Annotated in this window: 25 protein-coding genes; 18 read left to right on the top strand and 7 right to left on the bottom strand. The window is 70.4% G+C overall.

The features are described 5' to 3' along the window. The first annotated feature begins 207 nt into the window (after positions 1–207). Positions 208–2,184, top strand: coding sequence for an HWE histidine kinase domain-containing protein (locus tag ACQ860_RS13415; protein WP_431303854.1), 1,977 nt, complete (start codon positions 208–210; stop codon positions 2,182–2,184). On the opposite strand, the gene radA is transcribed toward ACQ860_RS13415, so the two are convergent. After that, positions 2,165–3,565, bottom strand: a complete 1,401-nt coding sequence (radA, locus tag ACQ860_RS13410) for a DNA repair protein RadA (protein ID WP_431303853.1) — start codon at positions 3,563–3,565, stop codon at positions 2,165–2,167. The two genes, ACQ860_RS13415 and radA, sit on opposite strands and share 20 nt — an antisense overlap. A gap of 172 nt (positions 3,566–3,737) precedes the next feature. On the opposite strand from radA, the gene ACQ860_RS13405 reads away from it, so the two are divergent. Further along, entirely contained in the window at positions 3,738–4,154 is a 417-nt protein-coding gene (locus ACQ860_RS13405) for a hypothetical protein (RefSeq protein WP_431303852.1), read from the top strand. A 132-nt stretch (positions 4,155–4,286) separates the two neighbouring features. Here the strand turns inward: ACQ860_RS13405 and ACQ860_RS13400 are convergent, their stop codons facing one another. The 3 genes from ACQ860_RS13400 to ccmA all read right to left on the bottom strand — a co-directional run bounded on the left by ACQ860_RS13400 (position 4,287) and on the right by ccmA (position 6,197). After that, positions 4,287–4,646, bottom strand: coding sequence for a hypothetical protein (locus tag ACQ860_RS13400; protein WP_431303851.1), 360 nt, complete (start codon positions 4,644–4,646; stop codon positions 4,287–4,289). A gap of 65 nt (positions 4,647–4,711) precedes the next feature. Further along, a complete protein-coding gene (ccmB, locus tag ACQ860_RS13395; protein ID WP_431303850.1) occupies positions 4,712–5,362 on the bottom strand; it encodes a heme exporter protein CcmB in 651 nt (216 codons plus the stop codon). 232 nt (positions 5,363–5,594) lie between these two features. Next, positions 5,595–6,197, bottom strand: a complete 603-nt coding sequence (gene ccmA / locus ACQ860_RS13390) for a heme ABC exporter ATP-binding protein CcmA (protein WP_431303849.1) — start codon at positions 6,195–6,197, stop codon at positions 5,595–5,597. Between the two features lie 56 nt (positions 6,198–6,253). On the opposite strand from ccmA, the gene acnA reads away from it, so the two are divergent. After that, positions 6,254–8,944, top strand: coding sequence for an aconitate hydratase AcnA (gene acnA, locus ACQ860_RS13385; RefSeq protein ID WP_431303848.1), 2,691 nt, complete (start codon positions 6,254–6,256; stop codon positions 8,942–8,944). 45 nt (positions 8,945–8,989) lie between these two features. Here the strand turns inward: acnA and ACQ860_RS13380 are convergent, their stop codons facing one another. Both ACQ860_RS13380 and ACQ860_RS13375 read right to left on the bottom strand, forming a co-directional pair. Beyond that, positions 8,990–9,529 (bottom strand): CHAP domain-containing protein, encoded by a 540-nt coding sequence (locus tag ACQ860_RS13380; protein ID WP_431303847.1) that lies wholly within the window; start codon positions 9,527–9,529, stop codon positions 8,990–8,992. Positions 9,530–9,591: 62 nt separating this feature from the next. Then, positions 9,592–10,215, bottom strand: a complete 624-nt coding sequence (locus tag ACQ860_RS13375) for a YjbF family lipoprotein (RefSeq protein ID WP_431303846.1) — start codon at positions 10,213–10,215, stop codon at positions 9,592–9,594. 98 nt (positions 10,216–10,313) lie between these two features. Between ACQ860_RS13375 and proB the strand changes: the two genes are divergently transcribed. From proB to ACQ860_RS13345, 6 genes are all read left to right on the top strand, one after another. Further along, positions 10,314–11,435 (top strand): glutamate 5-kinase, encoded by a 1,122-nt coding sequence (proB, locus tag ACQ860_RS13370; protein WP_431303845.1) that lies wholly within the window; start codon positions 10,314–10,316, stop codon positions 11,433–11,435. After that, positions 11,435–12,226, top strand: coding sequence for an undecaprenyl-diphosphate phosphatase (locus ACQ860_RS13365; protein ID WP_431303844.1), 792 nt, complete (start codon positions 11,435–11,437; stop codon positions 12,224–12,226). The genes proB and ACQ860_RS13365 overlap by 1 nt, the downstream gene beginning before the upstream one ends. Positions 12,227–12,310: 84 nt before the next feature. Further along, complete coding sequence (locus tag ACQ860_RS13360) at positions 12,311–12,463, top strand: hypothetical protein (RefSeq protein WP_431303843.1); 153 nt, start codon at positions 12,311–12,313, stop codon at positions 12,461–12,463. 8 nt (positions 12,464–12,471) lie between these two features. Then, on the top strand, positions 12,472–12,912 hold the full coding sequence (locus tag ACQ860_RS13355; protein WP_431303842.1) for a hypothetical protein: 441 nt from the start codon (positions 12,472–12,474) through the stop codon (positions 12,910–12,912). Between the two features lie 79 nt (positions 12,913–12,991). Further along, on the top strand, positions 12,992–13,330 hold the full coding sequence (locus ACQ860_RS13350) for an STAS domain-containing protein (protein ID WP_431303841.1): 339 nt from the start codon (positions 12,992–12,994) through the stop codon (positions 13,328–13,330). Beyond that, positions 13,327–13,731, top strand: coding sequence for an ATP-binding protein (locus tag ACQ860_RS13345; protein ID WP_431303840.1), 405 nt, complete (start codon positions 13,327–13,329; stop codon positions 13,729–13,731). Before ACQ860_RS13350 ends, ACQ860_RS13345 begins: the two co-directional genes overlap by 4 nt. A 9-nt stretch (positions 13,732–13,740) precedes the next feature. Here the strand turns inward: ACQ860_RS13345 and ACQ860_RS13340 are convergent, their stop codons facing one another. Next, the gene (locus tag ACQ860_RS13340) at positions 13,741–15,768 is read right to left on the bottom strand and encodes a 4Fe-4S binding protein (protein WP_431303839.1); all 2,028 of its coding nucleotides are present in this window, start codon (positions 15,766–15,768) and stop codon (positions 13,741–13,743) included. A gap of 81 nt (positions 15,769–15,849) precedes the next feature. Here ACQ860_RS13340 and ACQ860_RS13335 point away from each other — a divergent pair, with 81 nt between their 5' ends. The 9 genes from ACQ860_RS13335 to fdh3B all read left to right on the top strand — a co-directional run bounded on the left by ACQ860_RS13335 (position 15,850) and on the right by fdh3B (position 24,031). Beyond that, positions 15,850–16,554, top strand: a complete 705-nt coding sequence (locus ACQ860_RS13335; RefSeq protein WP_431303838.1) for a biotin/lipoate--protein ligase family protein — start codon at positions 15,850–15,852, stop codon at positions 16,552–16,554. Next, positions 16,539–17,087, top strand: coding sequence for a DUF6505 family protein (locus tag ACQ860_RS13330; RefSeq protein WP_431303837.1), 549 nt, complete (start codon positions 16,539–16,541; stop codon positions 17,085–17,087). The genes ACQ860_RS13335 and ACQ860_RS13330 overlap by 16 nt, the downstream gene beginning before the upstream one ends. Next, positions 17,084–18,112 carry a DUF6352 family protein gene (locus tag ACQ860_RS13325; protein WP_431303836.1) on the top strand — a complete coding sequence of 343 codons (1,029 nt, stop codon included), beginning with the start codon at positions 17,084–17,086 and terminating at the stop codon, positions 18,110–18,112. Before ACQ860_RS13330 ends, ACQ860_RS13325 begins: the two co-directional genes overlap by 4 nt. Then, positions 18,109–18,609: a DUF3305 domain-containing protein gene (locus ACQ860_RS13320; protein WP_431303835.1), complete on the top strand. Its 501-nt coding sequence runs from the start codon at positions 18,109–18,111 to the stop codon at positions 18,607–18,609. The genes ACQ860_RS13325 and ACQ860_RS13320 overlap by 4 nt, the downstream gene beginning before the upstream one ends. Then, the gene (locus tag ACQ860_RS13315) at positions 18,609–19,298 is read left to right on the top strand and encodes a DUF3306 domain-containing protein (protein WP_431303834.1); all 690 of its coding nucleotides are present in this window, start codon (positions 18,609–18,611) and stop codon (positions 19,296–19,298) included. Before ACQ860_RS13320 ends, ACQ860_RS13315 begins: the two co-directional genes overlap by 1 nt. Positions 19,299–19,421: 123 nt before the next feature. Continuing rightward, entirely contained in the window at positions 19,422–20,204 is a 783-nt protein-coding gene (locus ACQ860_RS13310; protein ID WP_431303833.1) for a molecular chaperone TorD family protein, read from the top strand. A 27-nt stretch (positions 20,205–20,231) separates the two neighbouring features. Further along, a complete protein-coding gene (locus ACQ860_RS13305) occupies positions 20,232–20,462 on the top strand; it encodes a twin-arginine translocation signal domain-containing protein (protein ID WP_213613732.1) in 231 nt (76 codons plus the stop codon). Between the two features lie 20 nt (positions 20,463–20,482). Further along, complete coding sequence (locus ACQ860_RS13300) at positions 20,483–23,422, top strand: formate dehydrogenase subunit alpha (protein ID WP_431303832.1); 2,940 nt, start codon at positions 20,483–20,485, stop codon at positions 23,420–23,422. A 12-nt stretch (positions 23,423–23,434) separates the two neighbouring features. Next, entirely contained in the window at positions 23,435–24,031 is a 597-nt protein-coding gene (fdh3B, locus tag ACQ860_RS13295) for a formate dehydrogenase FDH3 subunit beta (RefSeq protein WP_213613736.1), read from the top strand. Positions 24,032–24,065: the final 34 nt, after the last annotated feature.

Genomic DNA, 24,065 nt, shown 5'->3' with positions numbered 1-24,065 from the left:
GGCGCGGGGGGGAAGCCGGCCGCGACTCTTCACGTGCACCTCGTTCGCATTTCGAGATAGATGAACGCAGCTTCAGCTTCACCTTGTCCCTCTCCGTGCGTTGAACCCCTGACGGCGCGCCCGTCGGCACCTTGAGGAACTGCCGCCCTGACCACCCCGCCTGCCCCCGTCAGAGCCCCGCGTGCCGGCCGCTCCTTCCGCAGCCTGATGCTCTGCGTCGTCCTGGCGGTCGCGCTTCCGCTCCTCGGCGTCGCGCTTCTCGGCACCCTGGATGGCGTGCGGCGGGAGCGCGCCCTGTTCAACGGCCAGATGGTCCAGACGGTGCGCGCCTTGGCCACAGCCCTGGACGGCGATATCGCCCGCCTGGAATACGCGCTGCGCATCCTGTCCGGCGCACTGGATGGCGGGGAGCTGACGCCCGGCCGCGGCCTGCGCCAGACCATCCGTGCGGCGGTTGATGGCCCGGGGCTGGCCCTGGTGCTGGACGAGGCGGGGCAGGTCCTGGTGGAACTCGATGCCTGGCCGGAGCGCCGCGCTGGCACGGTGAACCTCGACGAGGGTTTCCGCGCCGCGGCCCGCGCCGGGCCGGCGCCGCTCCTCTCCAACATCATTCCCCTGCCGGGGGGCGGCTTCGCCGTGGCGGCGGCGCAGCCCCTGGGGCCTCGCACCCTGGTCGCCCTGCTCGTGCCCTCGACGCGCTTCGGCGACGTCCTGCGCGCGCAGAGCCTGCCCGAAGGCTGGGTCGCCGCGGTGGTGGACCGTGAGGGCCGTGTCGTCGCCCGCACCCGCTCGGAGGCGGAATTCCTCGGCGCCCTGGCGATGCCCCGCACCAGGGCGATCCTGGCCGAGGCCGGCAGCGGCCTGGTCACGCACATCACCACGCATGACGGCATGTTCAGCACCACCGCCGCCGCCCGCGCGCCGCGCAGCGGCTATGGCGTGGTGATCGCGGCGCCGGCCCCCGGCGTCTTGCAGGACCTCCGCTCCGTGCTCGGCTTGCCGGCGCTGGCGGGCGCCCTGCTGGTCCTGGCGGGCGTCTGGGCCGCGCGCCGGATCAGCATCCAGGTGCTGGACGGCATCGCCGCCCTGGCGCCCGGGGCCGCCGCCACGCCATCCGGCGTGCGGGAGCTGGACGCCGCCGCCGCACGGCTACGCGCCGCCGAGGCCGACCGGGCGAGCGCCATGGAGCGCCTGGAGCAGAGCGAGGCGCGCTACCGCATCGCGACCGAGGCCTTCGCCGGCGGCATCTATGAATGCCGCCCGCGGGAGAATGCGGTGATCCGCAGCCGCGGCCATGTCGCCATCCTGGGCGAGGAGCGCGATGTGCCGGTGCGCGAATGGTGGCTCGACCGCCTGCACCCCGCCGACCGGCCCCAGCTGGACGCGGCCCTGGCGGAGCTTCACGCCGGCGAGCGCGACCGGTTCGAGCTGGAGTATCGCGTCCGCCACCGCCTGGGTCACCATATCTGGGTCTGGCACCGGTCCGTCGCGACCCGCGACGCCGGCGGCGAGGTGGAGCGCATCTTCGGCTCGGTGACGGACATCTCCGCCGAGCGCACGGCGCGCGACAAGGAGGTGCTGGTCGCGCAGGAGATGGACCACCGCGTGAAGAACAGCTTCGCGCTGATCGCGAGCCTGGTCAGCCTCACCGCGGCGCGCTGGCCAGAGGCGCGCGACTTCGCCGACGAACTGCGCCAGCGGGTCACCGCGCTGACGGCGGCGCATGATCTCGTCCATCGGGGGGCCGTGGGGGCCACCCTCCACGGGCTGATCCGCCGCATGGCCGCGCCCTACGAGTCGGAGCAGGTGGCGCAGCGCGTCGTGCTCGCCGGGGATGACCTGCCCCTGCCGCCGCCCGTGGTTCCGCAGCTCGGCCTCGTGCTGCATGAATGGCTCACCAACGCGGTGAAATACGGCGCCCTCTCCCGCCCCGAAGGCCGGCTGCGCATCGTCACGCGGCGCTGCGGCCCGGATCTTCGCCTCGACTGGGAGGAGAGCGGCGGCCCGCCCATCGCCGCCCCGCCGGAGGAGATCGGCTTCGGCTCGCTGCTGCTCGCCTCGACCGCGCATGCGCTGCAGGCGCATCAGGAGATCGCGTGGCACCCCGAGGGCCTGCGCATCCGCTTTACCCTGCCGCTGGACCAGCTGGCGCAGGGCGATGGGGTCACGCCCGCTCCCGCTTGAGGGTGCCCGCCGCGAAGGGTGCCACCAGATCGGCCAGGTGCCCCACCTCGGTCAGCCGCAGGCCCTCGATCGCGGCGGGCGGCTTGTTGCCGCGCGCCACCCGGCGCGGCAGCACCGCGGCCGAGAAGCCAAGCTTCTGCGCTTCCCGCAGCCGCTGCTCGGCCTGGGAGACCTGCCGGATCTCGCCCGAGAGGCCGACCTCGCCGAAATACACCGCATCCGGGTCGGTCGGCCGGTCGGTGATGGCGGAGGTGAGCGCGGCCGCGACCGCGAGATCAGCGGCGGGCTCGTTGATGCGCAGGCCGCCGGCGATGTTCAGATAGACGTCCGACTGGCCGAAGCTCAGCCCCGCCCGCGCCTCCAGCACGGCGAGCAGCATGGAGAGCCGCCCTCCCTCCCAGCCCACCACCTGCCGCCGGGGGGAGCCGCCATTGCTGGGCGAGAGCAGCGCCTGCACCTCCACCAGCACCGGCCGCGTCCCCTCCAGCCCCGCGAAGACGGCGCTGCCCGAGATGTTGCCCCGCCGTTCGGCGAGAAAGAGCGCGGAGGGGTTGGTGACTTCCACCAGCCCGCCCTCGGTCATCTCGAAGACGCCGATCTCGTCCGTCGCGCCGAAGCGGTTCTTGGTGGCGCGCAGGATGCGGAACTGGTGGCCGCGATCGCCTTCGAAATAGAGCGTGGCATCCACCATGTGCTCCAGCACGCGCGGCCCGGCCAGCGTTCCCTCCTTGGTGACATGGCCGACCAGCACGAGCGCGAAGCCGCGCGCCTTCGCGCAGCGGATCAGCTCCGCCGCGCAGGTCCGCACCTGCGCCACGGTGCCGGGCGCCGAATCCAGCGCGTCCAGCCACATGGTCTGGATGGAATCGATGACGACGAGCGTGGCTTCCGTCTCCGCCTCCAGGCTCGCCAGGATGTCCCTGAGCGCGGAGGCCGCGGCAAGCGCCATGGGTGCCTCGGCCAGGCCCAGCCGGCGCGCGCGCATCCGCACCTGCGCCACCGCCTCCTCGCCCGAGATGTAGAGGACGCGCTTGCCGCCCATCGCCATGCGCGCCGCGGCCTGCAGCAGGATGGTGGATTTGCCGATGCCCGGATCGCCGCCCACCAGCACGGCCGAGGCGGGTACGAAGCCGCCGCCCAGAACGCGGTCCAGCTCGGCGATGCCGGTCAGGTGGCGCGGCGGCGGCGCGCTCTCGCCCGCCAGGCCCACGAAGCTGATGCCCCGCCCCGGCGGCGCCTTGCCCACCGGCCCGGGCGCGCGCGGGGCGGTGCTCTCCTCGACCAGCGTGTTCCATTCGCCGCAGCCATCGCAGCGGCCCTGCCACTTGGGGTGCGTGGCGCCGCAGGATTGGCAGGTGAAGCGGGTGCGGTCCTTGGGCATGGCTCGGAACATGAATAGAACGAAGCTGATCCGCAAGGGATGAAGCGCGATAGGCAACGCCGATGGGCGGCGATGCCGCCATGGATTGGCCGCGCGCCGGGATGCGGCCTAGCTTTCAAAATATCGGAAAGGCGGTCCCGCCGGCCGAGATGAACCCGAAGGAATGACCGACATGAGAAAGCCCCTGTTCACCGGTCTGGCCGCCGCCGCCCTCGCCACCCTGCCCATGGCCGGGGCCTCCGCCCAGGGCAATTCCTACTGCAACGGGATGGTCCAGGCCGCGAGCTTCTACAGCACCACCGACTCCACCTCGACGCGCAGCACCGTCTCCTACTTCGTGATCGTGCAGAGCATGGTGGAGCAATCCCTCCAGATCGAGGTGACCTTCCGGGATCGCCGCAACATCGTGATCGGCGGTGGCAGTGGGCCGCATGGCCGGCGCCTCGGCCCATGGGGCACCTCGCAGCCCATCCAGCTCGGCGTGGCGACGCTGGCCAATCCCTCAGGCACCGGCGGGCTGAACGTGCCGACGGACCTGGCCGCCGGGACCACCATCACCTGCCGCGTCCTCGTCCGCTCCGGCGCCTGATCCGCTCCTCGGGATGAGTGGCCGCGAGGCGGCTCGTCCGAGCAGGTCGCCGCGCCACTTCCCCATCCCAGGCGCGGCGGCAACCCCAGCGGGGCGATCCCCCCATTGGCCCCGCCGGGGGCCCTGTCTTCCTCAACCCATGCGGCAGGAGGCGCCGAGGCCGCGCAGCAGCGCCTCGGGCGGCAGGCCGGCTGACTGCTCCTCCGGCACGCGCAGCGCGAAGACCGTCTGGCCCTGGCGCACCAGCATCAGCGGCAGCCCCATCTGCGGCCGCCCGGCGCCCGTCGTGAGCACGGGCTGCAGCAGGATCGCCTCGCCCGTGCGATTGGCGACGGCCACGCTGATTCCCGTCGCGGCCCGGCCCGGCGCGTGCTCATGCCATTTCGGGCTGACCGCCAGAACCTCGACGCGCCCGCCGCACAGCGTGCCCGCGCCAAAGGCGGGGCCGGCGAGAAGGCAGACGGTGGCCGAGAGGGCCAGAGTGCGGCGCATGGGATCGCTCCATCCAACTGAGAACGATCCCGTCCTATGGGATGAAGGTTAACGGCCGCCTAAACCTAATCGCCGCGCAGCGCGGCACCGGCCGCCAGCGGGGCGAGGGGTGCGGCCAAGGCCAGGATCGCGGCCTCCAGCAGCAGGTAGGGCCGCGCCTGGAGGCCGTTTGCCGCCGCCTCGATCGCCGCCGCGCCGAAGATCACCGCCGGGATGGAGAGGGGCAGGACCAGCAGCGGCAGCAGCACGCCGCCGCGCCGGGCGCCCAGCGTGAGTGCCGCGCCGGCCGCGCCGAAGACGGAGAGGATGGCCGAGGCCAGGCCCAGCGCCAGCATGGCGGCGGGCCAGGCTTCGGTCGGCAGGTTGAGCAGGGCGGCGGCGAGCGGCGTGGCCAGCACCAGCGGAATGCCCGTGGTGATCCAGTGCCCCAGCGCCTTCACGGCGGCGATCCCGGCCGGATGCAGGCCGGACAGCAGCAGCTGGTCCAGCGAACCATCCTCCGCCTCCGCGCCAAACAGGCGATCGAGCGGCAGCAGCGCGGCGAGAAGTGCCGCCGCAAGCAGGACGCCGGGTGCCAGCCGCGCCAGCAATTCCGGCGATGGGCCGACGCCGAAGGGGAACATCGCCGCCACCAGCACGAAGAACATGACGGCCGAGAGCGTATCGGCCGGGTGGCGGAGCGCGAGGCGCAGCTCGCGGGCCAGCAGAGCGATCACGCGCGTCCCCTCCGATGGTCGGAGGGCCGCATGGCCCGGAGGGCTGAATCGGTGGGGCCCATCCCCCGATGGCTGGAGGGCCGCATGGCCCGGAGGGCTGGATCGGTGGGGCCCATCCCCCGATGGCTGGAGGGCCGTATGGCCCGGAGGGCTGAATCGGTGGGGCCCATCCCCCGATGGCCGGAGGGCCGCATGGCCCGGAGGGCTGAATCGGTGGGGCAATGTCTCGCGATCACAGCCTGAGCTCCCGCGCATCCGGCAAAGGCAGCGGCAGGTGGGTGGCCGCCAGGATCATCCCGCCCGCCGCCCGGTGCGCGGCGAAGAGCGGCGCCAGCCGCTCCACCGAAGCCGCGTCCAACCCGACCGAGGGCTCGTCCAGCAGCCAGAGCCGCGCCGGTGCCAGGGCGAGCCGCGCCAAGGCCAACCGCCGCTTCTGCCCGGAGGAGAGCACCCGCGCCGGCAGATCGGCGAGCGGCGTGAGGTCGAGCGCGGCCAGCGCCGCCTCCACATCCCCGCCCCAGAGGCGCGCGAAGAAGGTCAGGTTCTCGCGCGCCGTCAGCGCCGGCTTCAGCGCGTCCTGATGGCCGATGTAACGCAGCCGCGCGCCATGCGCCGGCAGGTCGGCCCAGCAATCCGCGCCATCCCAGGTGAGTGCTCCTTCCGCCGCCGGAATCAAACCGGCGAGCAATCGCAGCAGGGAGGATTTGCCCGCGCCATTGGCGCCGGTCAGCAGCAGGGCCTCGCCGGGGGAAACCTCGAAGGACAAACCGGCGAAGACCAGACGTTCCGCCCGCCAACAGGCCAATTCTCGCGCTTGCAGCAGGGCGGCCTCCATGGACCTCGTCACAAGGCCATGCTTAAAAGCGCGGCGCAAGAGTGAGGAAGAAAATCATGAACGGGACCGACACCCTCAAGGCGGCGCGTCAGCTTACGGTGGATGGCAAGACCTACCACTATTTCAGCCTGCCCGAGGCGGCCAAGCAGATCGGCGACATCTCGCGCCTCCCCTTCTCGCTGAAGGTGCTGCTGGAGAATGTGCTGCGCTTCGAGAATGGCCGCAGCTACACCGTGGACGATGCCAAGGCCATCGCCGAATGGGTGCAGGCCGGCCATTCCGAGAAGGAAGTCCCGTTCAAGCCCGCGCGCATCCTGCTGCAGGACTTCACCGGCGTCCCCGCCGTGGTGGACCTCGCCGCCATGCGCGACGCGCTGCTGAACCTGGGCGGTGACCCGCGCCGCGTGAACCCGCTGGTTCCCGTGGACCTCGTGATCGACCACTCGGTGATGGTGGATGTCTCGGGCAGCGCCAGCGCGCTGCAGAAGAACGTGGACATCGAGTTCGAGCGCAATGGCGAGCGCTATGAGTTCCTGCGCTGGGGCCAGGAAGCCTTCAACAATTTCCGCGTCGTGCCCCCCGGCACCGGCATCTGCCACCAGGTGAACCTGGAATATCTGGGCCAGGTGGTCTGGACCAACACGGTCGCGGGCGAGACCTATGTCTATCCCGACAGCTGCTACGGCACGGACAGCCACACGACGATGATCAACGGCCTGGGCGTGCTGGGCTGGGGTGTCGGCGGCATCGAGGCCGAGGCCGCGATGCTCGGCCAGCCCATCGCCATGCTTATCCCCGACGTGATCGGCTTCAAGCTCTCCGGCAAGCTGAAGGAGGGAGTCACCGCCACCGACATGGTGCTGACGGTGACGCAGATGCTCCGCAAGAAGGGCGTCGTCGGCAAGTTCGTCGAGTTCTTCGGCCCGGGCCTCGCGCACATGCCGCTGGCCGACCGCGCGACCATCGCGAACATGGCCCCTGAATACGGCGCCACCTGCGGCTTCTTCCCCGTGGACGAGATGACGCTGGGCTACCTCACGCTCTCCGGCCGTGACGAGCACCGCATCAAGCTCGTTCGCGAATACTGCAAGGCGCAGGGCATGTTCCGCGATGAGAACACGCCCGACCCCGTCTTCACCGACACGTTGGAACTGGACCTCTCCACCGTCGAGCCCTCGATGGCCGGCCCGAAGCGCCCGCAGGACCGCGTGGCGCTGGTGAATGTCGGCGCCTCCTTCGCCAAGGACCTCGCCGCCGGCGCCATGGGCGTGCCGGGCGACGAGGCCAACAAGCGCGTGAAGGTGGCGGACGCGAATTTCGACCTCGGCCATGGTGACGTGGTGATCGCCGCCATCACCTCCTGCACCAACACCTCCAACCCCTATGTACTGGTCGCCGCCGGCCTTGTGGCGCGCAAGGCGCGCGCCCGCGGCCTGAAGCCGAAGCCCTGGGTGAAGACCTCGCTGGCCCCTGGCTCGCAGGTCGTGACGGACTACCTGGACGCCGCCGGCCTCTCGGCCGATCTGGACGCCATCGGCTTCCAGACGGTGGGCTATGGCTGCACCACCTGCATCGGCAATTCCGGCCCGCTGCCGGATGCCATGGTGGACGCCATCGAGGAGAACAAGCTTGTGGTTGCCGGTGTGCTCTCGGGCAACCGCAACTTCGAGGGCCGCGTGCACGCCAATGTGCGCGCGAACTACCTCGCCTCGCCGCCGCTGGTCGTCGCCTATGCGCTCGCCGGTACGGTGAAGCTCGACATGGGCAAGGATCCGATCGGCATCGGCAGCGACGGCAAGCCCGTGATGCTGGCCGATATCTGGCCGACGCAGGAAGAGGTGAATGCCACCGTTCATGACGTGCTGACGCGCAAGATGTTCATGTCCCGCTACTCGGACGTCTTCAAGGGTCCGCAGCAGTGGCAGGCCATCAAGGTGGATGCGGGCAGCGACACCTATCGCTGGAACGCCGGCTCCACCTATGTGCAGAACCCGCCCTATTTCGAGGGCATGACCATGGAGGTGAAGCCGCTCGCCTCCGTGCAGGGCGCGCGCGTCCTGGGCCTGCTGGGCGACAGCATCACGACCGACCACATCTCGCCCGCGGGCAATATCCGCAAGACGAGCCCGGCCGGCGAATACCTGCTGGAGCACCAGGTCCGCCCGGCCGACTTCAACAGCTACGGCGCCCGACGCGGCAACCACCAGGTCATGATGCGCGGCACCTTCGCCAATATCCGCATCAAGAACGAGATGGTGCCCGGCATCGAGGGCGGCATCAGCAAGCACTACCCCTCGGGCGATGTCGCGCCGATCTATGACGTGGCGATGCGCTACAAGGCGGAGGGCGTGCCGCTCGTGGTCTTTGGCGGCAAGGAATACGGCACCGGCTCCTCCCGCGACTGGGCGGCCAAGGGCACCTTCCTGCTGGGCGTGAAGGCCGTGATCGCCGAGAGCTTCGAGCGCATCCATCGCTCGAACCTGGTGGGCATGGGCGTGCTGCCGCTGGTCTTCAAGGAAGGCGAGAACCGCCAGACGCTCGGCCTCAAGGGCGATGAAAAGGTCGACATCCTCGGCATCGAGAACCTGAAGCCGCGGATGATGCTGGACGTGGTGATCACCCGCGCCGATGGCAGCGTGGTGAAGACGCAGGTGCTGTGCCGCGTGGATACCGCCGACGAGGTGGAATACTACCGCAATGGCGGCATCCTGAACTACGTGCTGCGCGAAATGGCCAAGGCCGCCTGATCGCCTGAACCCCGCCGTGCCGCACCGGCACGGCGGGGTTTCTTCTCACCGTCCGGCCATCTGCATGCGCGGCAGGATGAAGCCGTGCGCGGCGAAGACGGTGTTCCCGTAGTCATTGATGCGCGGATACCAGACGCGGATCTGCGTCCAGTCATTGCCGGGCGAGACGTCGATCACCGGCTGGTCCTGCGCGATGCGGCCACGCGCCGCGCCGCTCGCCCAATTCGCATGATCCACCCGGATTTCCCGCGCGGAGACGACGCGCGAGACGACGGCCACATGCCCCGTCGGCAGGCGCCGCGTGCGGGCCAGCACGATGACGCTCCCCGGCGCGGGCCTGCGCGCGCGGGTGTAGCGCCCCGCCGCCGCGTCCCACCATTGCCAGGCATCGCCGCGCAGCTCGATCCCTGAGCGCGCGCGCGCATAGGGCACGCAGGAGAGCTGCATGTCCGGCCCGAAGCCGGGCACGCCGGAGGGCGCGGGCGCGCGCGAGGTGCCGCAGCCCGCCAGCGCGGACAGCGCGATCAGCCCCAACCAGCGCCGCCCGCTGGCCTGGAAGACGCTCGACACGATGAAAACCCCCAAAGCCGCCTCCCCCGAGGCGGTGTTTTCAATTTATCGCAAGGCGGGCTGCGAAAAAAGCGCGATCATTCGGCCGGCTGGAAGTCGAGCGCGAGCGGGCCGATCCCCGGGCCGATCCACTGCTCGGCATAGCCCACCGCGCCGCTGTCGCGCTCCGCCCAGAAGCGGTTCACCACGGGCGAGAGGCCGGGCACGCGGCAGCGCTCCTCCACCAGGATGTAGCCATCCTCCGTCTCGGCCGCGCGCAGGCGGCAATCGAAGGAGAGGCCGAAGCGCATGGTTGCGGGATCGCGTGAGGCGCCGGAGACATCCACCAGGCGCCGCGTCTCGGCGGTGCGGGTCAGCAGGGCGCGCGGGTCGGTCAGCGGGTCCGGGCCATCGAAGCGCGTGGCCATCACCATCTGCGGCAGCCCGGCGGTACCCACCACGCGCGCGCCATCGGTGGCGACGACCACGCCGCCCGGCGCGCGCCACATGCGCCGCGTGCCCTGCTCCTGGATCAGCACCGCGCTGGCCCGCCGCCGGCCCAATGCCATGCGCAGCACCTCGCCGCTTTCCTCGGCCTCGGCGCTTTCGATCTCGGCGATGGCGAGGCGGTCGGGCTCGCCGCTGGGCAGGAAGCCGGCGAGGGGTGAGTTGCTGCCACAGCCCGCCAGGGCGAGGAGCAGGATGGGCAGGACGACGCGCATGCCCGATGATGCGAACACGCCCCGGTTGTGTCGAGAGGATTTCGCCGCCGGATGGGGAGGCTGGACGCCCTGCCGCAAAAGCCGCAGAGACACGGGCCATGTCGCCCTTGAACTCCGCCCGTCGCATCGTCGTGAAGATCGGCTCGGCCCTCCTCGTCGAGCAGGCGGAGCCGCGCCGCGCCTGGCTCGAATCGGTGGCCGCCGACATTGCCGCCTTCCGCGCGCGCGGCACCGAGGTGGTGGTCGTCTCTTCCGGCGCGGTGGCGCTCGCGCGCGGCACGCTCGGGCTCACGCGCAAGACGCTGAAGCTCGAGGAGAAGCAGGCCGCCGCCGCCGTGGGCCAGATCCGCCTCGCCGGCGCCTGGGAGCAGGCGCTGGCCGGGCAGGGGCTGCGCGCCGCGCAATTGCTGCTGACGCTGGAGGACAGCGAGGACCGCCGCCGCTACCTCAACGCCCGGGCCACGCTCGCCACGCTGGCGGAACTCGGCTGCGTGCCCGTCATCAACGAGAATGACACGGTGGCGACGGCGGAGATCCGCTTCGGCGACAATGACCGGCTGGCCGCCCGCGTGGCGGAGATGATCTCGGCCGATGCGCTGATCCTGTTTTCCGACATTGACGGCCTCTACACCGCCGACCCCCGCAAGGACCCCGCGGCCCAGCATCTGCCCGTGGTGGAGCGCCTGACGGACGAGATCATGGCCATGGGGGGCGAGCCGCCGCCCGGCTATTCCTCCGGCGGCATGCGGACCAAGCTGATCGCGGCCCGCATCGCAACCGGCGCCGGCTGTGCCATGGCGATCGCGATGGGCCATGCGCCGCATCCGCTGAAGCGCCTCTCCGAGGGCGAGCGCTGCACCTGGTTCCTCGCCTCGCCCGAGGGGCGCACGGCGCGCAAGCGCTGGATCGGCGGCAGCCTGCAGCCGCAGGGCGTGCTCGTGGTGGATGCCGGCGCGGCGCGCGCATTGAAGCGCGGCGGCTCGCTCCTGCCGGCGGGCGTGCGCGCGGTGAGCGGCGATTTCTCGCGCGGCGATCCGCTCAGCGTGCAGGACGAGACGGGGCGCGAGCTGGCGCGCGGCCTTTCCGCCTATGACGCGGCGGATGCGGTGCGCATCGCCGGCCATCGCAGCGCCGAGATCGAGGCCATCCTCGGCTGGCGCGGCCGCGACGAATTGATCCACCGCGACGACATGGTGCTGGCCGAGCAGGAGACACGCTGATGTTCGACGCCTTCCTGATGGGCGTGGTGGAGGGGCTCACCGAGTTCCTCCCCATCTCCTCCACCGGCCATCTGATCCTGCTGGGCGAGCTGCTCGACTTCCAGGGCCCGCCGGGCAAGGTCTTCGAGATCTCGATCCAGCTCGGCGCCATTCTCGCCGTCATCGTCGTCTTCTGGCGCAAGCTGCTGGATGTCGCGCTCGGCATGTGGAAGCCGCGCACGCCGGAGCGCTATTTCGCGGTGAACATCGCGCTCGCCTTCCTGCCGGCCATGGTCATCGGCGCCACGCTGCACGGCACCATCACGGCGCTGCTCTTCAATCCCTGGGTGGTGAGCGTGGCCCTCATCGTGGGCGGCATCGCGATCATCCTGATCGAGCGCACCATCCGCGTGCCCACCATCCGCTCCGTGCCCGAAATCGGGCCGCTCGCCGCCATCCTCATCGGCTTCGGCCAGGCGCTGGCGATGATCCCGGGCACCTCGCGTTCGGGGGCCACCATCATCACCGCGCTGCTCTGCGGCGTGGACCGCAAGACGGCGGCCGAGTTCAGCTTCATCCTGGCGATCCCGACCATGCTGGCGGCGGCGGCCTATTCGCTGCTGAAGGCGCGCCATGAGCTCTCGCTGGAGGGGCTCGGGCAGATCGGCATCGGCTTCGTCACGGCCTTCATCGTTGCGCTGGTGACGGTGCGCGCGGTGCTGGCGGTGATCGGCCGCATCGGCTTCACGCCCTTCGGCTGGTACCGCATCGCCATCGGCACCGTGATGCTCGTGGTTCTGAGCCTGAGCTGAGCCACAAGCGCAACCTCGGCGGGGCATGCCGCGTTCTCCGGGTCATGGCAGCCAAGGGTGGCTGCCGAGCCGGAGGTTCCGATCATGCGTCTCTCCCTTGCCGCCCTGATGGCCCTGCCCCTTCTCGCCGCCTGCACCGTCAACAACCCGCCCGCGCCCACGCCCGTCGTGGTGCAGGAGCGTCCGGTACAGCCGCAGGTGGTCACGCCGCCGCCCGTCGTCCTGCAGCGCTACTGAGGCGGGAGATGCGCGCATCTTCCCTCTGGGCGGCGGGCCTGATCCTCGCCGGCCCCGCGCTGGCGCAGTCCTGGCCTGATCCAGGGGCCAGCCGCGCCACGGACAGCATCACCGAGCAGCAGCGCGAGATGCGCCGCATGGGCGAGCCCTCCGTGCCACTGCAAAATCGCGACAGCCGCCAGATCGATGCGCTGGGCGAGCTGGCGGGCTCGCGCGAATGGCTGAAGGAGGCGCAGACGGCGATCCGCCGCGGCCAGCTCGGCCTCGCGAACGAGCTGCTGGAGCGGACGGCGACGCGCATGCTCACTCGCAGCACCGAGCCCGCGCTGGCCGGGCAGCCGATGCGTGACCCGCGCCTGGGCTACGTCAATGACGCGCGCCAGGCGCTGTTCCGCCGGGACCGGCGCGAGGCGGACCGGCTGATCGAGATGGCGATCCAGGCGCCTTGAAGGGCGTGCCATAAAACTGTCACTCCCCAAGCGGCCGGGCTGCTTCTATGCGGCTCGGAGACCAGCATGGGGATTCTTCGTGGATATCAGCTTCGAGCAACTGCCCTCCGGCGTCGCGCTCATCCGTCTCAAGGGCCGGCTGGACATCATGGGTGCGATGAAGATCGACGTGCAGTTCGCCGCCGTCACCGCCGCCAACAGGGCCGTGGTGGTGGATCTGGGAGAGGTGGAGTTCCTCGCCTCCATGGGGCTGCGCACGCTGATCATGGGGGCCAAGTCCATGCGCGGCAAAGCGGGCCGCATGGTGCTCTACCGCCCGCAGCCGCTGGTGGAGGAGGTGCTGGTGACGAGCGGCACCACCACCCTGATTCCCCTCGCGCATGACCTGGCCGAGGCGGAGGCGCAGGCGCTGGGATGAGGGTGCGGGAGCTGCATCTCCGTGCCGAACTCGGCGAGATGCCGCGCCTCGCCGCCTGGGTGGAGGCGCAGGCGCCCGGCCTCGGATTGGGCGAGCGGCAGCTCTATGCCATCCAGCTCTGCCTGGAGGAGGTGGTGGCGAACCTCGTCCTCCATGCCCGCCCGGCCGCCGGCGCGGGCATCACCGTGACGGTCCGGATCGAGGAAGCCCCGCTGCGCGTTACGGTGGAAGATGACGCGGAGCCTTTCGACCAGACGGCGATCGCGCCCGCCGCGCCGGCAGAAACCCTGGAGGCGGCGCAACCGGGAGGCCTTGGCCTCAGCCTTGTCGCGGCCTTCACCACCGCGCGCGACTACCGGAGCGAGAGCGGGCGCAACAGCCTCATGCTGCGTTTCGCCTGACCGGCACGGTCAGTTCAGCTTCTTCGCCCGCTCCGCCTCGCGCAGGTAATCCTCGGTCGTCTTGGTCTTGGGCCGCTCGGTGGTGGCATAGGGGTCGAGTGCCGCATTGGTCGCCGCCGTCACCCGGCAATCCTCGCAGAGGTCGAGCATGGCGAGCCGCGCCGGGTCCTGGAACATCCAGTGGCCGGAGGCGACGAGCTTCGCCTTCACCCGCTCCACGCTCGACTTCATGCCGAACAGCTTGCCGCAGGACGGGCATTCCGCCGGGGGCTCTTCTTTCACGATGACAGGGCGCGCGGCTTCTGCGGAGAAATTCAGGCGCGGCTCCAGCGTGATCACCTTCTCCGGGCAGGTCACGGCGCAGAGGCCGCATTGCACGCAGGCATCCTCCAGGAAGCGCAGCTGCGGCGTGTCCGGATTGGCGGTGAGGGCCGAGGTCGGGCAGACCATGGTGCAGGAGAGGCAGAGCGTGCAGCCCTCGGTGTCCACGCGGGCCAGGCCGAAGGGCGCCTTTTCCGGCATCGCCACCTGCGTGGCGGTGGCTCCGCTCGCGCCATGCAGGGCGCGGAAGGCCTGGCGCATCACCTCGCGCGGCGCGCCCATGGGCAGGAAGCTCTCCGCCGTCCAGCTCGTGCGCAGCGGCTTCAGGGCCGCCAGCGCCTCGCCCAGGGTGAAGGGATCATCCGTCTCGATCGCGGCGGCGCGGGCGCCAAGGCCCATGCCCTCCAGCGCGGCGTTCAGGTAGTCGAGGTTGCGGAACACGCCCTCGGTGCCATGGCCACGCCGTGCCGGCATCAGCAGGCGCAGGCCCGCTGCGCCCCAGGCGAAGGCGCCGGCCAGCAGCGAGAGATCGAGCTGGCTCACCTCATTCACGCGGATCGGCAGCACGCGGGCGGGCAGGCCATCGCCATGGCGCGCCAGGGCATCGAGCAGCGCCTCGCCATGGGCGTCGTCATGGATCAGCAGGATGGGGTCGCGCCCGCCGGCCTCGGCGAAGCCCAGCAGCATGGCGCGGATGCGCCGCGCCAGCGCATCGGCCGGCGGCAGCGCATACTGGATCGCGCCGGTCGGGCAGACGGCGGCGCAGGCGCCGCAGCCCGCGCAGATCTCGTTGGAGACCGCCACCCAGTCCTTGCCGGAGGGCGTGATGGCGCCGGTCGGGCAGAGGTCGAGGCAGCGGGTGCAGCCGGTCTTCTTGTTGCGGTTATGCGCGCAGAGGCCCTGCTCGAAATTTACGAAGCGCGGCTTGTCGAAGGTGCCGACCAGCTCGCCCGCCGCCGCCATCGCGCGGGCCACGGCCACCGGATCACGGGGATCGGCCCGCAGGTAGCCCTGGCGGGTCTCGTGGAACAGCGCGGGGCGGCCCGAGAGGTCCAGGATCACGTCGCAGCGGCTTTGCGTGCCGTTCTTCCCCTCGCCCCAGAGATAGGTGGCGCGCGAGGCCGGCGAGGCGGCGGAGGTGTCGTCCACCACCACCGTGAAGTCGCCCAGATGCCCGGTGGCGGAGCGCGCGCGGCCGCGCAGCACCGGGAATTCCACGCGGCGGGCGGGCGTCACCGGCTCCTCGCCCGTCAGCAGCACGGTGATGTCGAGCTTGTCGGAGAGTGCCTGCGCCGCCTCCAGCGCCACCGCATCGCGCCCCAGGATCAGCGCGATGCCCTGGCTGGTCATGGAGACCAGCGAAATTCCCGGCAGCGGCTGCGCGGCGGCCGCCAGCAGTCCCGCCATCTTCGGCCCGGCCTCGGCGCCCTCGCTGCTCCAGCCCGCATGTTCGCGCACATTCACGAAATCGAGGGGCGCGTCGAAGCCCACCTCCTCCGCCTCCTGGGTGAAGAGCGGTGCCTCCTGCGTGCAGGCCACAGTGACGGGCCGGCCCTCGCCCAAGGCCTTGAGAAAGCGGTCCATCTGGCTGCGGCAGAGGTGTTCCGCCGTGCGCAGCTCGGCCCCCTGGGCGGCGCAGCCCTTGGCCAGGGCCTTGCCATCCAGCGTCATCGTGTCCTCGCAGGAGCACACAAAGGCGATGCGCGATGCGGTCATGGGGGCTGGCTTCCTTCCCGGCGGCGTTGCGGGCGCTTATATCCTTACACGCAAGTCAGGATAGATGGGGGGAACCCAAGCGTGCATACCGGCGACACCTTGCCGCCTCTGCCCAGCCTCTTCGCACCCGTGATGCTGCGCGAGGGCGGCGATGCCATGGCCCGCGCGGTGGAGCTGGCGCCCGAGGGGGCCTCGCCCATCGCCAGCGGCGCCGGCACGCTGGTGTGGGTGCGCGCGCTGAACCGCGCCGAGGCGGCGGTGGTGCTGGAGCCCGACCGCCCGCTGGGCCAGGCGCGCCTCGCCTATCTCGCGGCCGCCAATGCGCTGGCCGACACACTCTCCGCCATCGCGCCGCCCGAGCTGCCCGTCACCTGGCGCTGGCCGGGGACGCTGGCCGTGAATGGCGGCGTGGTGGGCGAGATGCGCCTGGCCTTGCCGGAAGGTGCCAGCGAGGATGACATCCCCGAATGGATGGTGGTGGGCTTTGAGCTCCGCCTCGCCTGGCCGGAATCGGTCACCCCCGGCGAGCGCCCGGGCGAGACCTCGCTGGTCGAGGAAGGCTTCGAGGAACTGACGCCGGCCGGCGTGACCGAGGCCTGGGCGCGGCACCTCATGGCCAATATGGATGAATGGAATGCCCGCGGCCCGCGCCGCGTGGCCGAGAAATACCTGGCCCGGCTGGAGGAAGCGGCAGGCCAGAAGGGCGTGAAGCGCGGCATTGATCCGAACACGGGCGCGCTGGTCATCCACCGCGAGGAAGGGCGAGAGACATGGCCGCTCTCCTGAGGACGCTGCGCCTCGACCCCTCCGACACGCTGATCTTCCCTGTGGCCGCCGAGCCCGGCGAATGGGCCGTCCCTGGCGGCTTCCAATTCTGGGATGACGCGCCGGAAAGCCTCAACGGCAAGCGGCAGCAGGCCTTCCGCAGCGGCTTCCTGGGCCTTTCCAGCTTCGGCTGGTCCACCCTGGTCGAGGTGGCCGAGATCACCCCCGAAGCCCGCGCCGAGGTGCTGGAGGCGCTGGCCGCCCATATCCAGGCCGAGCATGGCGCGCCCGACCGCGACGCCGCCCGCGCCGCCGCGGCCGAGGAGCTGGGCTTCGCGGAATCCCTCTGCGACCAGCCGCCCGGCACCGTCTTCGCGCTCCATCGCAGCCATGACGAGGGCGGTGAGGTGCGCGAAGCCTTCCGCACCCTGCACCGGCGTGAGACGCCGCACCATGATTTCGGCGCGCTGCCGGTCTTCGCCATCTCCCAGGTCGAGGAGGAATCGCCGCCCGATTCGCCCGACCTCACCGCCCTCATCAAGGCCCGCCCATGACCCTGCATTCCCCCGGTGATTTCTGGGTCGCCTCCGGCCACCACCTCTGCGACCTCGACGCCGAGGGCCGGCTGCGCGCCACCTCCGACCTCTGGCGTGCCTTCCTCGCCCGGCCCGAGCTGGTCCCCCCCGAGGAAGCCTGCGACGCCGAGCGCGCCCTGCATGCGCGCCTGATGGAGAACCCGCTGGCGGCGGTGGAAGTCGCCGGCCTCGCCGACCCCGATGCCGCCGAGAACTGGCAGGTCTTCCTCGGCTTCCGCGACAAGGTGGCCGCCGAACCCACGCTGGAGGCGGCCTGGCTCAAGCTGTTCCGCGGCAATGTCGGCGGCATCCCGCCGCTGTTCCTGCAAATGCTGACGCATCTTGTCGCCCGCGCGGCGATGGAGGGCGAGGGGGATGCCTTCACGCTGCGCGCCGCCGAATGCCTCTTCCGCACCCAGCGCGCCGCCATCACGCAAGGCGCCACGCTGCTCGCCGATGAGGAAGTGGTGGATGCCCGCCACGCCGATGGCGACCTGGGCGCGCTGGGCCGCCTGCTGACCGAAGCCGGCGCGCCGCCGCGCGAGGTGGAACTGGACGTGCTGAGCGAGGAGAACGCGCCGGGCTACAAGGCGCGCTCCGACGCGCATGATATGGCGCTGGATATCGCCGAATCGCGCCAGGGCCAGTTTGGCCTGGCCCGTGCGCTGGAGCGCTTCACCCGCCATATGTTCGGCGAGACGGTGCGGATCAGGCCCGTGCCCGTCATCGAGGACCGCAACTGGACCTGGCATGTCGGCCTGGATGCGGAGGCCACGCGCATCGCGAACGCGCTCTGGGACGGCAAGAAGGTGAAGCAGGCGGACCTCGCGCGCATCCTCTGGCTCGGCGTGCTGGAATTCGAGGATCCGACGCGGGTGGTGAAGCGCGCCCAGGGGCGGCCGGTCTATCTGGCGCTGGCCATGGATGCCGCGCAGCGCGTCAGGATGAAGCCGCAGAACCTGGTCAGCGGCCTGCCGCTGGTGGAAGCGGAGAAGGCGGCATGAGCGGCACGGCTCTTCCCCCGGAACTGACCATCCCGGTCGCGATCCTGGCCGAGCGGCGGCCCGGCGTGACCATCTGGCAGTCCCATGTCTGGCGCGCGCTGGCCGTGCTCGAGGAGGCGCCCCCCGTTCCCGCCTGGACCAAATTGCGCGAGGAAAACGGCCGCGAGGTCTTCTTCGCCGGCACGGCCGAGGTGCACCTCCATCGCACGGACACGCCCAACTACAAGGACAATCTGGAAGCCGCAGAGCCGCGCATCTGGGTGGTGCTGCGCGAGACGCCGGATGGCATGGTCATCCAGGCCGTGACCGTGGATCCCGGCGAGGCCGAAATCTACACCGAGGGCCCCGCCGACCTGATCGAGGCGCTGCCCCTGCCGCCCGGCCTCGCGGTCCTGCTGGCCAGCTTCGTCGCCACCCACCACGTCGAGCGCGAATTCCACAAGCGCAAGCGGGACCGGCAGGATATCGATTCGCTCGGCCGGAAGGGGCGCGTGTGATGCCGGAGGAGGCGGAAAAGCTCGGCTTCCTCAGCCGATGGTCGCGCCGCAAGCGCGGCGAGGAACTGCCGGAGCCCGAACCCGCCCCGGTGGTGGAGGCGAAGCCCGAGCCCGCGCCGGAGCCGGTCTGCGAGCCGGTGGCCGAGGCCCCGCCGCCCGAGCCGGAATTCGACATCTCGACCCTGCCGCCGATCGAAAGCCTGGACGCCAGCAGCGACTTCACCGTCTTCCTGAAACCCGGGGTTCCCCAGGCGCTGCGCACGGCGGCCCTGCGCAAGGCCTGGCTGGCCGACCCGCTGATCCGCGACTACATGAGCCCGCTGGACTACGCCTGGGACTTCAACAGCCCTGGCGGCCTGCCGCATGGCTTCAGCAATGTGTTGGCCGAGACGGGCGAGGCGCTGCGCAAGCTGGTGAACCAGGCCATCGGCGAGATGGAGCCGGAGGAGGAGAAGCCGCCTGAAGAGGCGGCGCTGGCCGAGGCCGGCTTGCCAGCTTCGGACGATGATCCCGCGCCGCCCGATGAATCTCATCTGGTGGAAGCACCGCCCGCTCCGGATGACAGCCAGGACATGTCACTTCCGAGTCCGATCCGCCTCAGCGAGGCGCTCCTGCCGGCGCCAGTCCCTGTCCTGGAGGAGCCGCCGCCGCCGCCCCGGCGGCGCCATGGCGGCGCCTTGCCAGCCTGAAAGCCCGGTTCGAGGCCGGGTGTTTTTGAGAATGCCTCGCATTCTCATTTAAGTCCTTGAAATTGCGCCGCCTTTTCGTCACCCCCGTTGACGCCGGTGCAAGATTTCTGCACTGTCATCCCAATGGACCGGGGAACGCAGACAGGCGGGCTTGACGCCGCCATCACTGCGGCTGGGGGCATGGAAGCCTTCCAGTCGGCGCTCGATGTCGCGCGCCGCACGGTTTTCCTGTGGAAACAACAAGGTGTGCCCGCCGAGCGCGTGCCGGAGATCGAGGCCGCCACCGGCATCTCCCGTCACGCCCTGCGCCCCGACCTCTGGCCCGCGCCCAGCGCCCAGGCGGCCGATCCGCTGCGCGAGGGCCGCGCCAATCTCTACGCCCTGCTCGGCCATCTGCTGAGCGACGTGCCCGACCCCGCCCTGCTCGCGCGCCTCACCGCCATCCCGGCGGATGAATCGCCCATCGGCCGCGCGCTGGGCGCGCTCGCCGCCGCCGCCCGCGTGGCGAAGCCCGAAGCGCTGGAGCGCGAGTATCACGACCTCTTCATCGGCCTGGGGCGCGGCGAGCTGCTGCCCTATGCCTCCTACTACCTGACCGGCTTCCTGCATGAGCGCCCGCTGGCCGAGCTGCGCTCGGACCTCAAGCGGCTGGGCATTGCTCGCTCCGCCGGGGTGCATGAGCCCGAGGACCACATCGCCTTCCTCTGCGAGGTGATGGCGGGCCTGCTCCGCGGCGGCGTCCCGGAGGAGGCCGATGCGATGTTCCAGCGGCATATCCGCCCCTGGGCGATGCGCTGCTTCAGTGATTTGTGCGTGGCCCAGGCGGCGGTGTTCTACCGGCCCGTCGGCGAATTGGGCCGCGCGCTGATGGATGTGGAATTGGCCGCGGCCGAGCTGCCGGCCTGAGTTTTTCGAAGGGAGAGGGAAATCGCCATGGCGAATGATCAGGAGACGGCCGGCAAGCGCCGTGGGTTCCTCAAGACCTTGGGCTTCGGCACCGCCGCCGCGGCGGCAGCCGTGACGCCGGCACTCGCGCAGCGCGCCGATTCCGTGCCGGCGCGCGACGCCCGCAAGGAGAACGCGGCGACCCGCACCGCCGCGCGCTACCAGCCGAACTCGCCTTCGGTGCAGGCCTTCTACCGCACCAACCGCTACGAAACCTGAGCACAGGAAAGACTCGCACCATGCTCATCAAGCGCTCCGACGGGGTCCGCGCCAAGCAGCGCCTCGCCTCCGCCTATCAGGGCCTCTCCGCCGGCGGCCTCGACCGCCGTGGCTTCCTCAAGCAGGCGGGTCTCGCCGGCGCCGGCGTGGCCGCGCTGGCCGGCATCGCGCCCCGCATGGCCGAGGCCTCGGGTGCCGCCACCGGCGTGATCAACCACGAACAGCCGGTCACCCGCGTCAAGAACATCTGCACCCATTGCTCGGTCGGCTGCACGGTCGTCGCCGAGGTGCAGAACGGCGTCTGGGTCGGGCAGGAGCCCGCCTGGGAATCGCCGATCAACCGCGGCACGCATTGCGCCAAGGGCGCCTCGGTGCGTGAGCTGGTGCATGGCGATCGCCGCATCAAATTCCCGATGAAGCTCGTGGGCGGCCGCTGGCAGCGCATGAGCTGGGACGCCGCGATGTCCGAGATCGGCGAGAAGATGATGGACATCCGGCAGAAGTCGGGTCCGGATTCGGTCTTCCTGCTCGGCAGCGCCAAGTTCTCCAACGAGGGCGCCTATCTGTACCGCAAGTTCGCCGCCTTCTGGGGCACGAACAGCGTGGACCACCAGGCCCGCATCTGCCACTCGACCACGGTGGCCGGCGTGGCCAACACCTGGGGCTACGGCGCGCAGACCAACTCCTACAACGACATCCGCAATTCCAAGACCATGATCATCATGGGCGGGAACCCGGCGGAGGCGCACCCGGTCTCGCTGCAGCACGTGCTCTCCGGCAAGGAGACCAACCGCGCGAACCTGATCGTCATCGACCCGCGCTACACCCGCACGGCGGCGCATGCCACGGATTACGTCCGCATCCGCCCGGGCACCGACATCCCCATCATCTGGGGCATGCTCTGGCACATCTTCCAGAACAACTGGGAGGACAAGGAGTTCATCCGCCAGCGCGTGCACGGCATGGACGATGTCCGCGCCGAGGTCGCGAAGTGGACGCCGGCCGAGGTCGAGCGCGTGACGGGCGTTCCCGGCGCGCAGCTCCGCGCGGTGGCTGAGAAGTTCGCGACGCAGAAGCCCTCCACGCTGATCTGGTGCATGGGCGCCACGCAGAAGACCGTCGGCACGGCCAATGTCCGCGCCTATTCGATCCTGCTGCTGGCCACCGGCAATGTCGGCAAGGAAGGCACGGGCGCCAACATCTTCCGTGGTCACTGCAACGTGCAGGGCGCGTCCGACTTCGGCCTCGATGTGGCGACGCTGCCGGCCTATTACGGCATCGACGAGAACGCCTGGCGCCACTGGTCGCGCGTCTGGAATGTCTCCTTCGAGAGCATGCGCGCGCGCTTCGACACGCCGCAGATGATGCACACGCCGGGCATTCCCACGACGCGCTACTTCGACGCGATCACGCTGCCCAAGGACCAGGTGCAGCAGCGCGACAACACCAAGGGCATGATCGTCTTCGGCCATGGCGGCAACACCGTCACCCGCATGCCGGAAGCCGTGAAGGGCCTGGAGGCGCTGGACCTGCTCGTGGTGGCGGATCCGCACCCGACGACCTTCGCGGTCCTCTCTGGCCGCCGCGAGAACACCTACCTGCTGCCCATCGCGACCCAGTTCGAGTGCAATGGCAGCCGCACCAGCTCCAACCGCTCGGTGCAGTGGTGCTCGAAGGTGGTGGACCCGATCTTCGAGAGCCGCACCGACTACCGCGTGATCTATGACCTCGCGAAGTCGCTCGATGCCGCCGCCACGAAGCGCAACATGACCTACCGCATCGCGGAGGAAATGTTCCGCCCCTACGAGATCGTGAACGGCGAGCCGACCGCCGAGAGCATCCTGGGCGAGATCAACCGCGGCGCCTGGGGCACGGGCTATTCGGGCATCTCCGCCGCGCGCCTCAAGCTGCACCAGCAGCACCAGGACAAGTTCGACCTGGTGACGCTGCGCGCCGGTGCGAACGCGCCGGCCGAGATCCGCGGCGACTATTACGGCCTGCCCTGGCCCTGCTGGGGCACGCCCGAGATGCGCCACCCGGGCAGCCACATCCTCTACAACACGAACATCGCCGTGAAGGATGGCGGCGGCAGCTTCCGCCCGCGCTTCGGCCTGGAGCGCAACGGCCAGACGCTGCTGGCCGAGGGCAGCTGGTCCAAGGACTCGGACATCCAGGACGGCTACCCCGAATTCACCGTGGCGGTGCTGAAGCGCCTCGGCTGGTTCGATGAGCTGACGGTGGCGGAGAAGGAGAGCATCGCCCGTGTGGGTGGCGCGAACCAGGATGCCGTGTCCTGGATGACCGACCTGTCGGGCGGCATCCAGCGCGTGGCCATCGCGCATGGCTGCTCGCCCTTCGGCAACGGCAAGGCCCGCGCCAATGCGTGGAACCTGCCCGACCCGATCCCGGTCCATCGCGAGCCGATCTATACGCCGCGCAACGACCTGATCGCGCAGTTCCCGACCCTGCCCGACCGGCGTGGCTTCCGCCTGCCGCATCTGGGTCAGTCGGTGCAGGCGCGCAGCCCGCAGCTGGCGGCGGAGTTCCCGATCATCCTCACCTCCGGCCGACTGGTGGAGTATGAGGGCGGCGGCGAGGAGACCCGCTCGAACAAGTGGCTGGCCGAACTGCAGCAGGACATGTTCGTGGAGATCAACCCGCGTGACGCGGCCGCCCGCAACATTCGCGACGGCGGCTGGGTCTGGGTCATGGGCCCCGAGAGCAGCAGCCGCACCCGCGTGAAGGCGCTGGTGACGGAGCGTGTGGGCCCGGGCGTGGCCTTCATGCCCTTCCACTTCGCCGGCTGGTTCCAGGGCACCGACCAGCGGTCCAAGTACCCGCAGGGGACGGACCCGATCGTGCTCGGCGAGTCGGTGAACACGCTCACCAGCTACGGCTATGACCCGGTGACCTTCATGCAGGAAACCAAGGTCACCATCTGCCAGATCCGTGCGGCTTAAGGGAGAATCGACATGGCCCGCATGAAGTTCCTGTGCGACGCGGATCGCTGCATCGAGTGCAACGCCTGCGTCACCGCCTGCAAGAACGAGCACGAGGTGCCCTGGGGCATCAACCGCCGCCGCGTCGTCACCATCAATGACGGCAAGCCCGGCGAGCGCTCGATCTCCATGGCCTGCATGCACTGCACCGACGCGCCCTGTGCGGCGGTGTGCCCCACCTCGTGCTTCTACACGACGGCCGATGCCGTCGTGCTGCACGACAAGGACACCTGCATCGGCTGCGGCTACTGCTTCTACGCCTGCCCCTTCGGCGCGCCGCAATATCCGCGCGTCGGCAACTTCGGCGGCCGCGGCAAGATGGACAAGTGCACCTATTGCGCCGGTGGTCCGCAGCAGGACAACACGCGCGTGGAGTACACGCAGTACGGCAGCAACCGCCTGGCCGAGGGCAAGCTGCCGCTCTGCGCCGAGATGTGCTCCACCAAGGCGCTGCTGGCCGGCGATGGCGAGATGATCGCGACCATCTACCGCGAGCGCGTGCAGCGCCGCGGCTATGGCTCGGGCGCCTGGGGCTGGCGCACCGCCTATCGCGAGAACATCACCACCTGATCGGATAAGGCCCCGGCGCAAGCCGGGGCCAAGT

Source organism: Sediminicoccus sp. BL-A-41-H5, from assembly GCF_050632405.1.
Classification (GTDB): domain Bacteria; phylum Pseudomonadota; class Alphaproteobacteria; order Acetobacterales; family Acetobacteraceae; genus Roseococcus.
The sequence above is the reverse complement of the archived record's forward strand: the minus strand, read 5'-3'. Positions and strand labels throughout refer to the sequence as shown.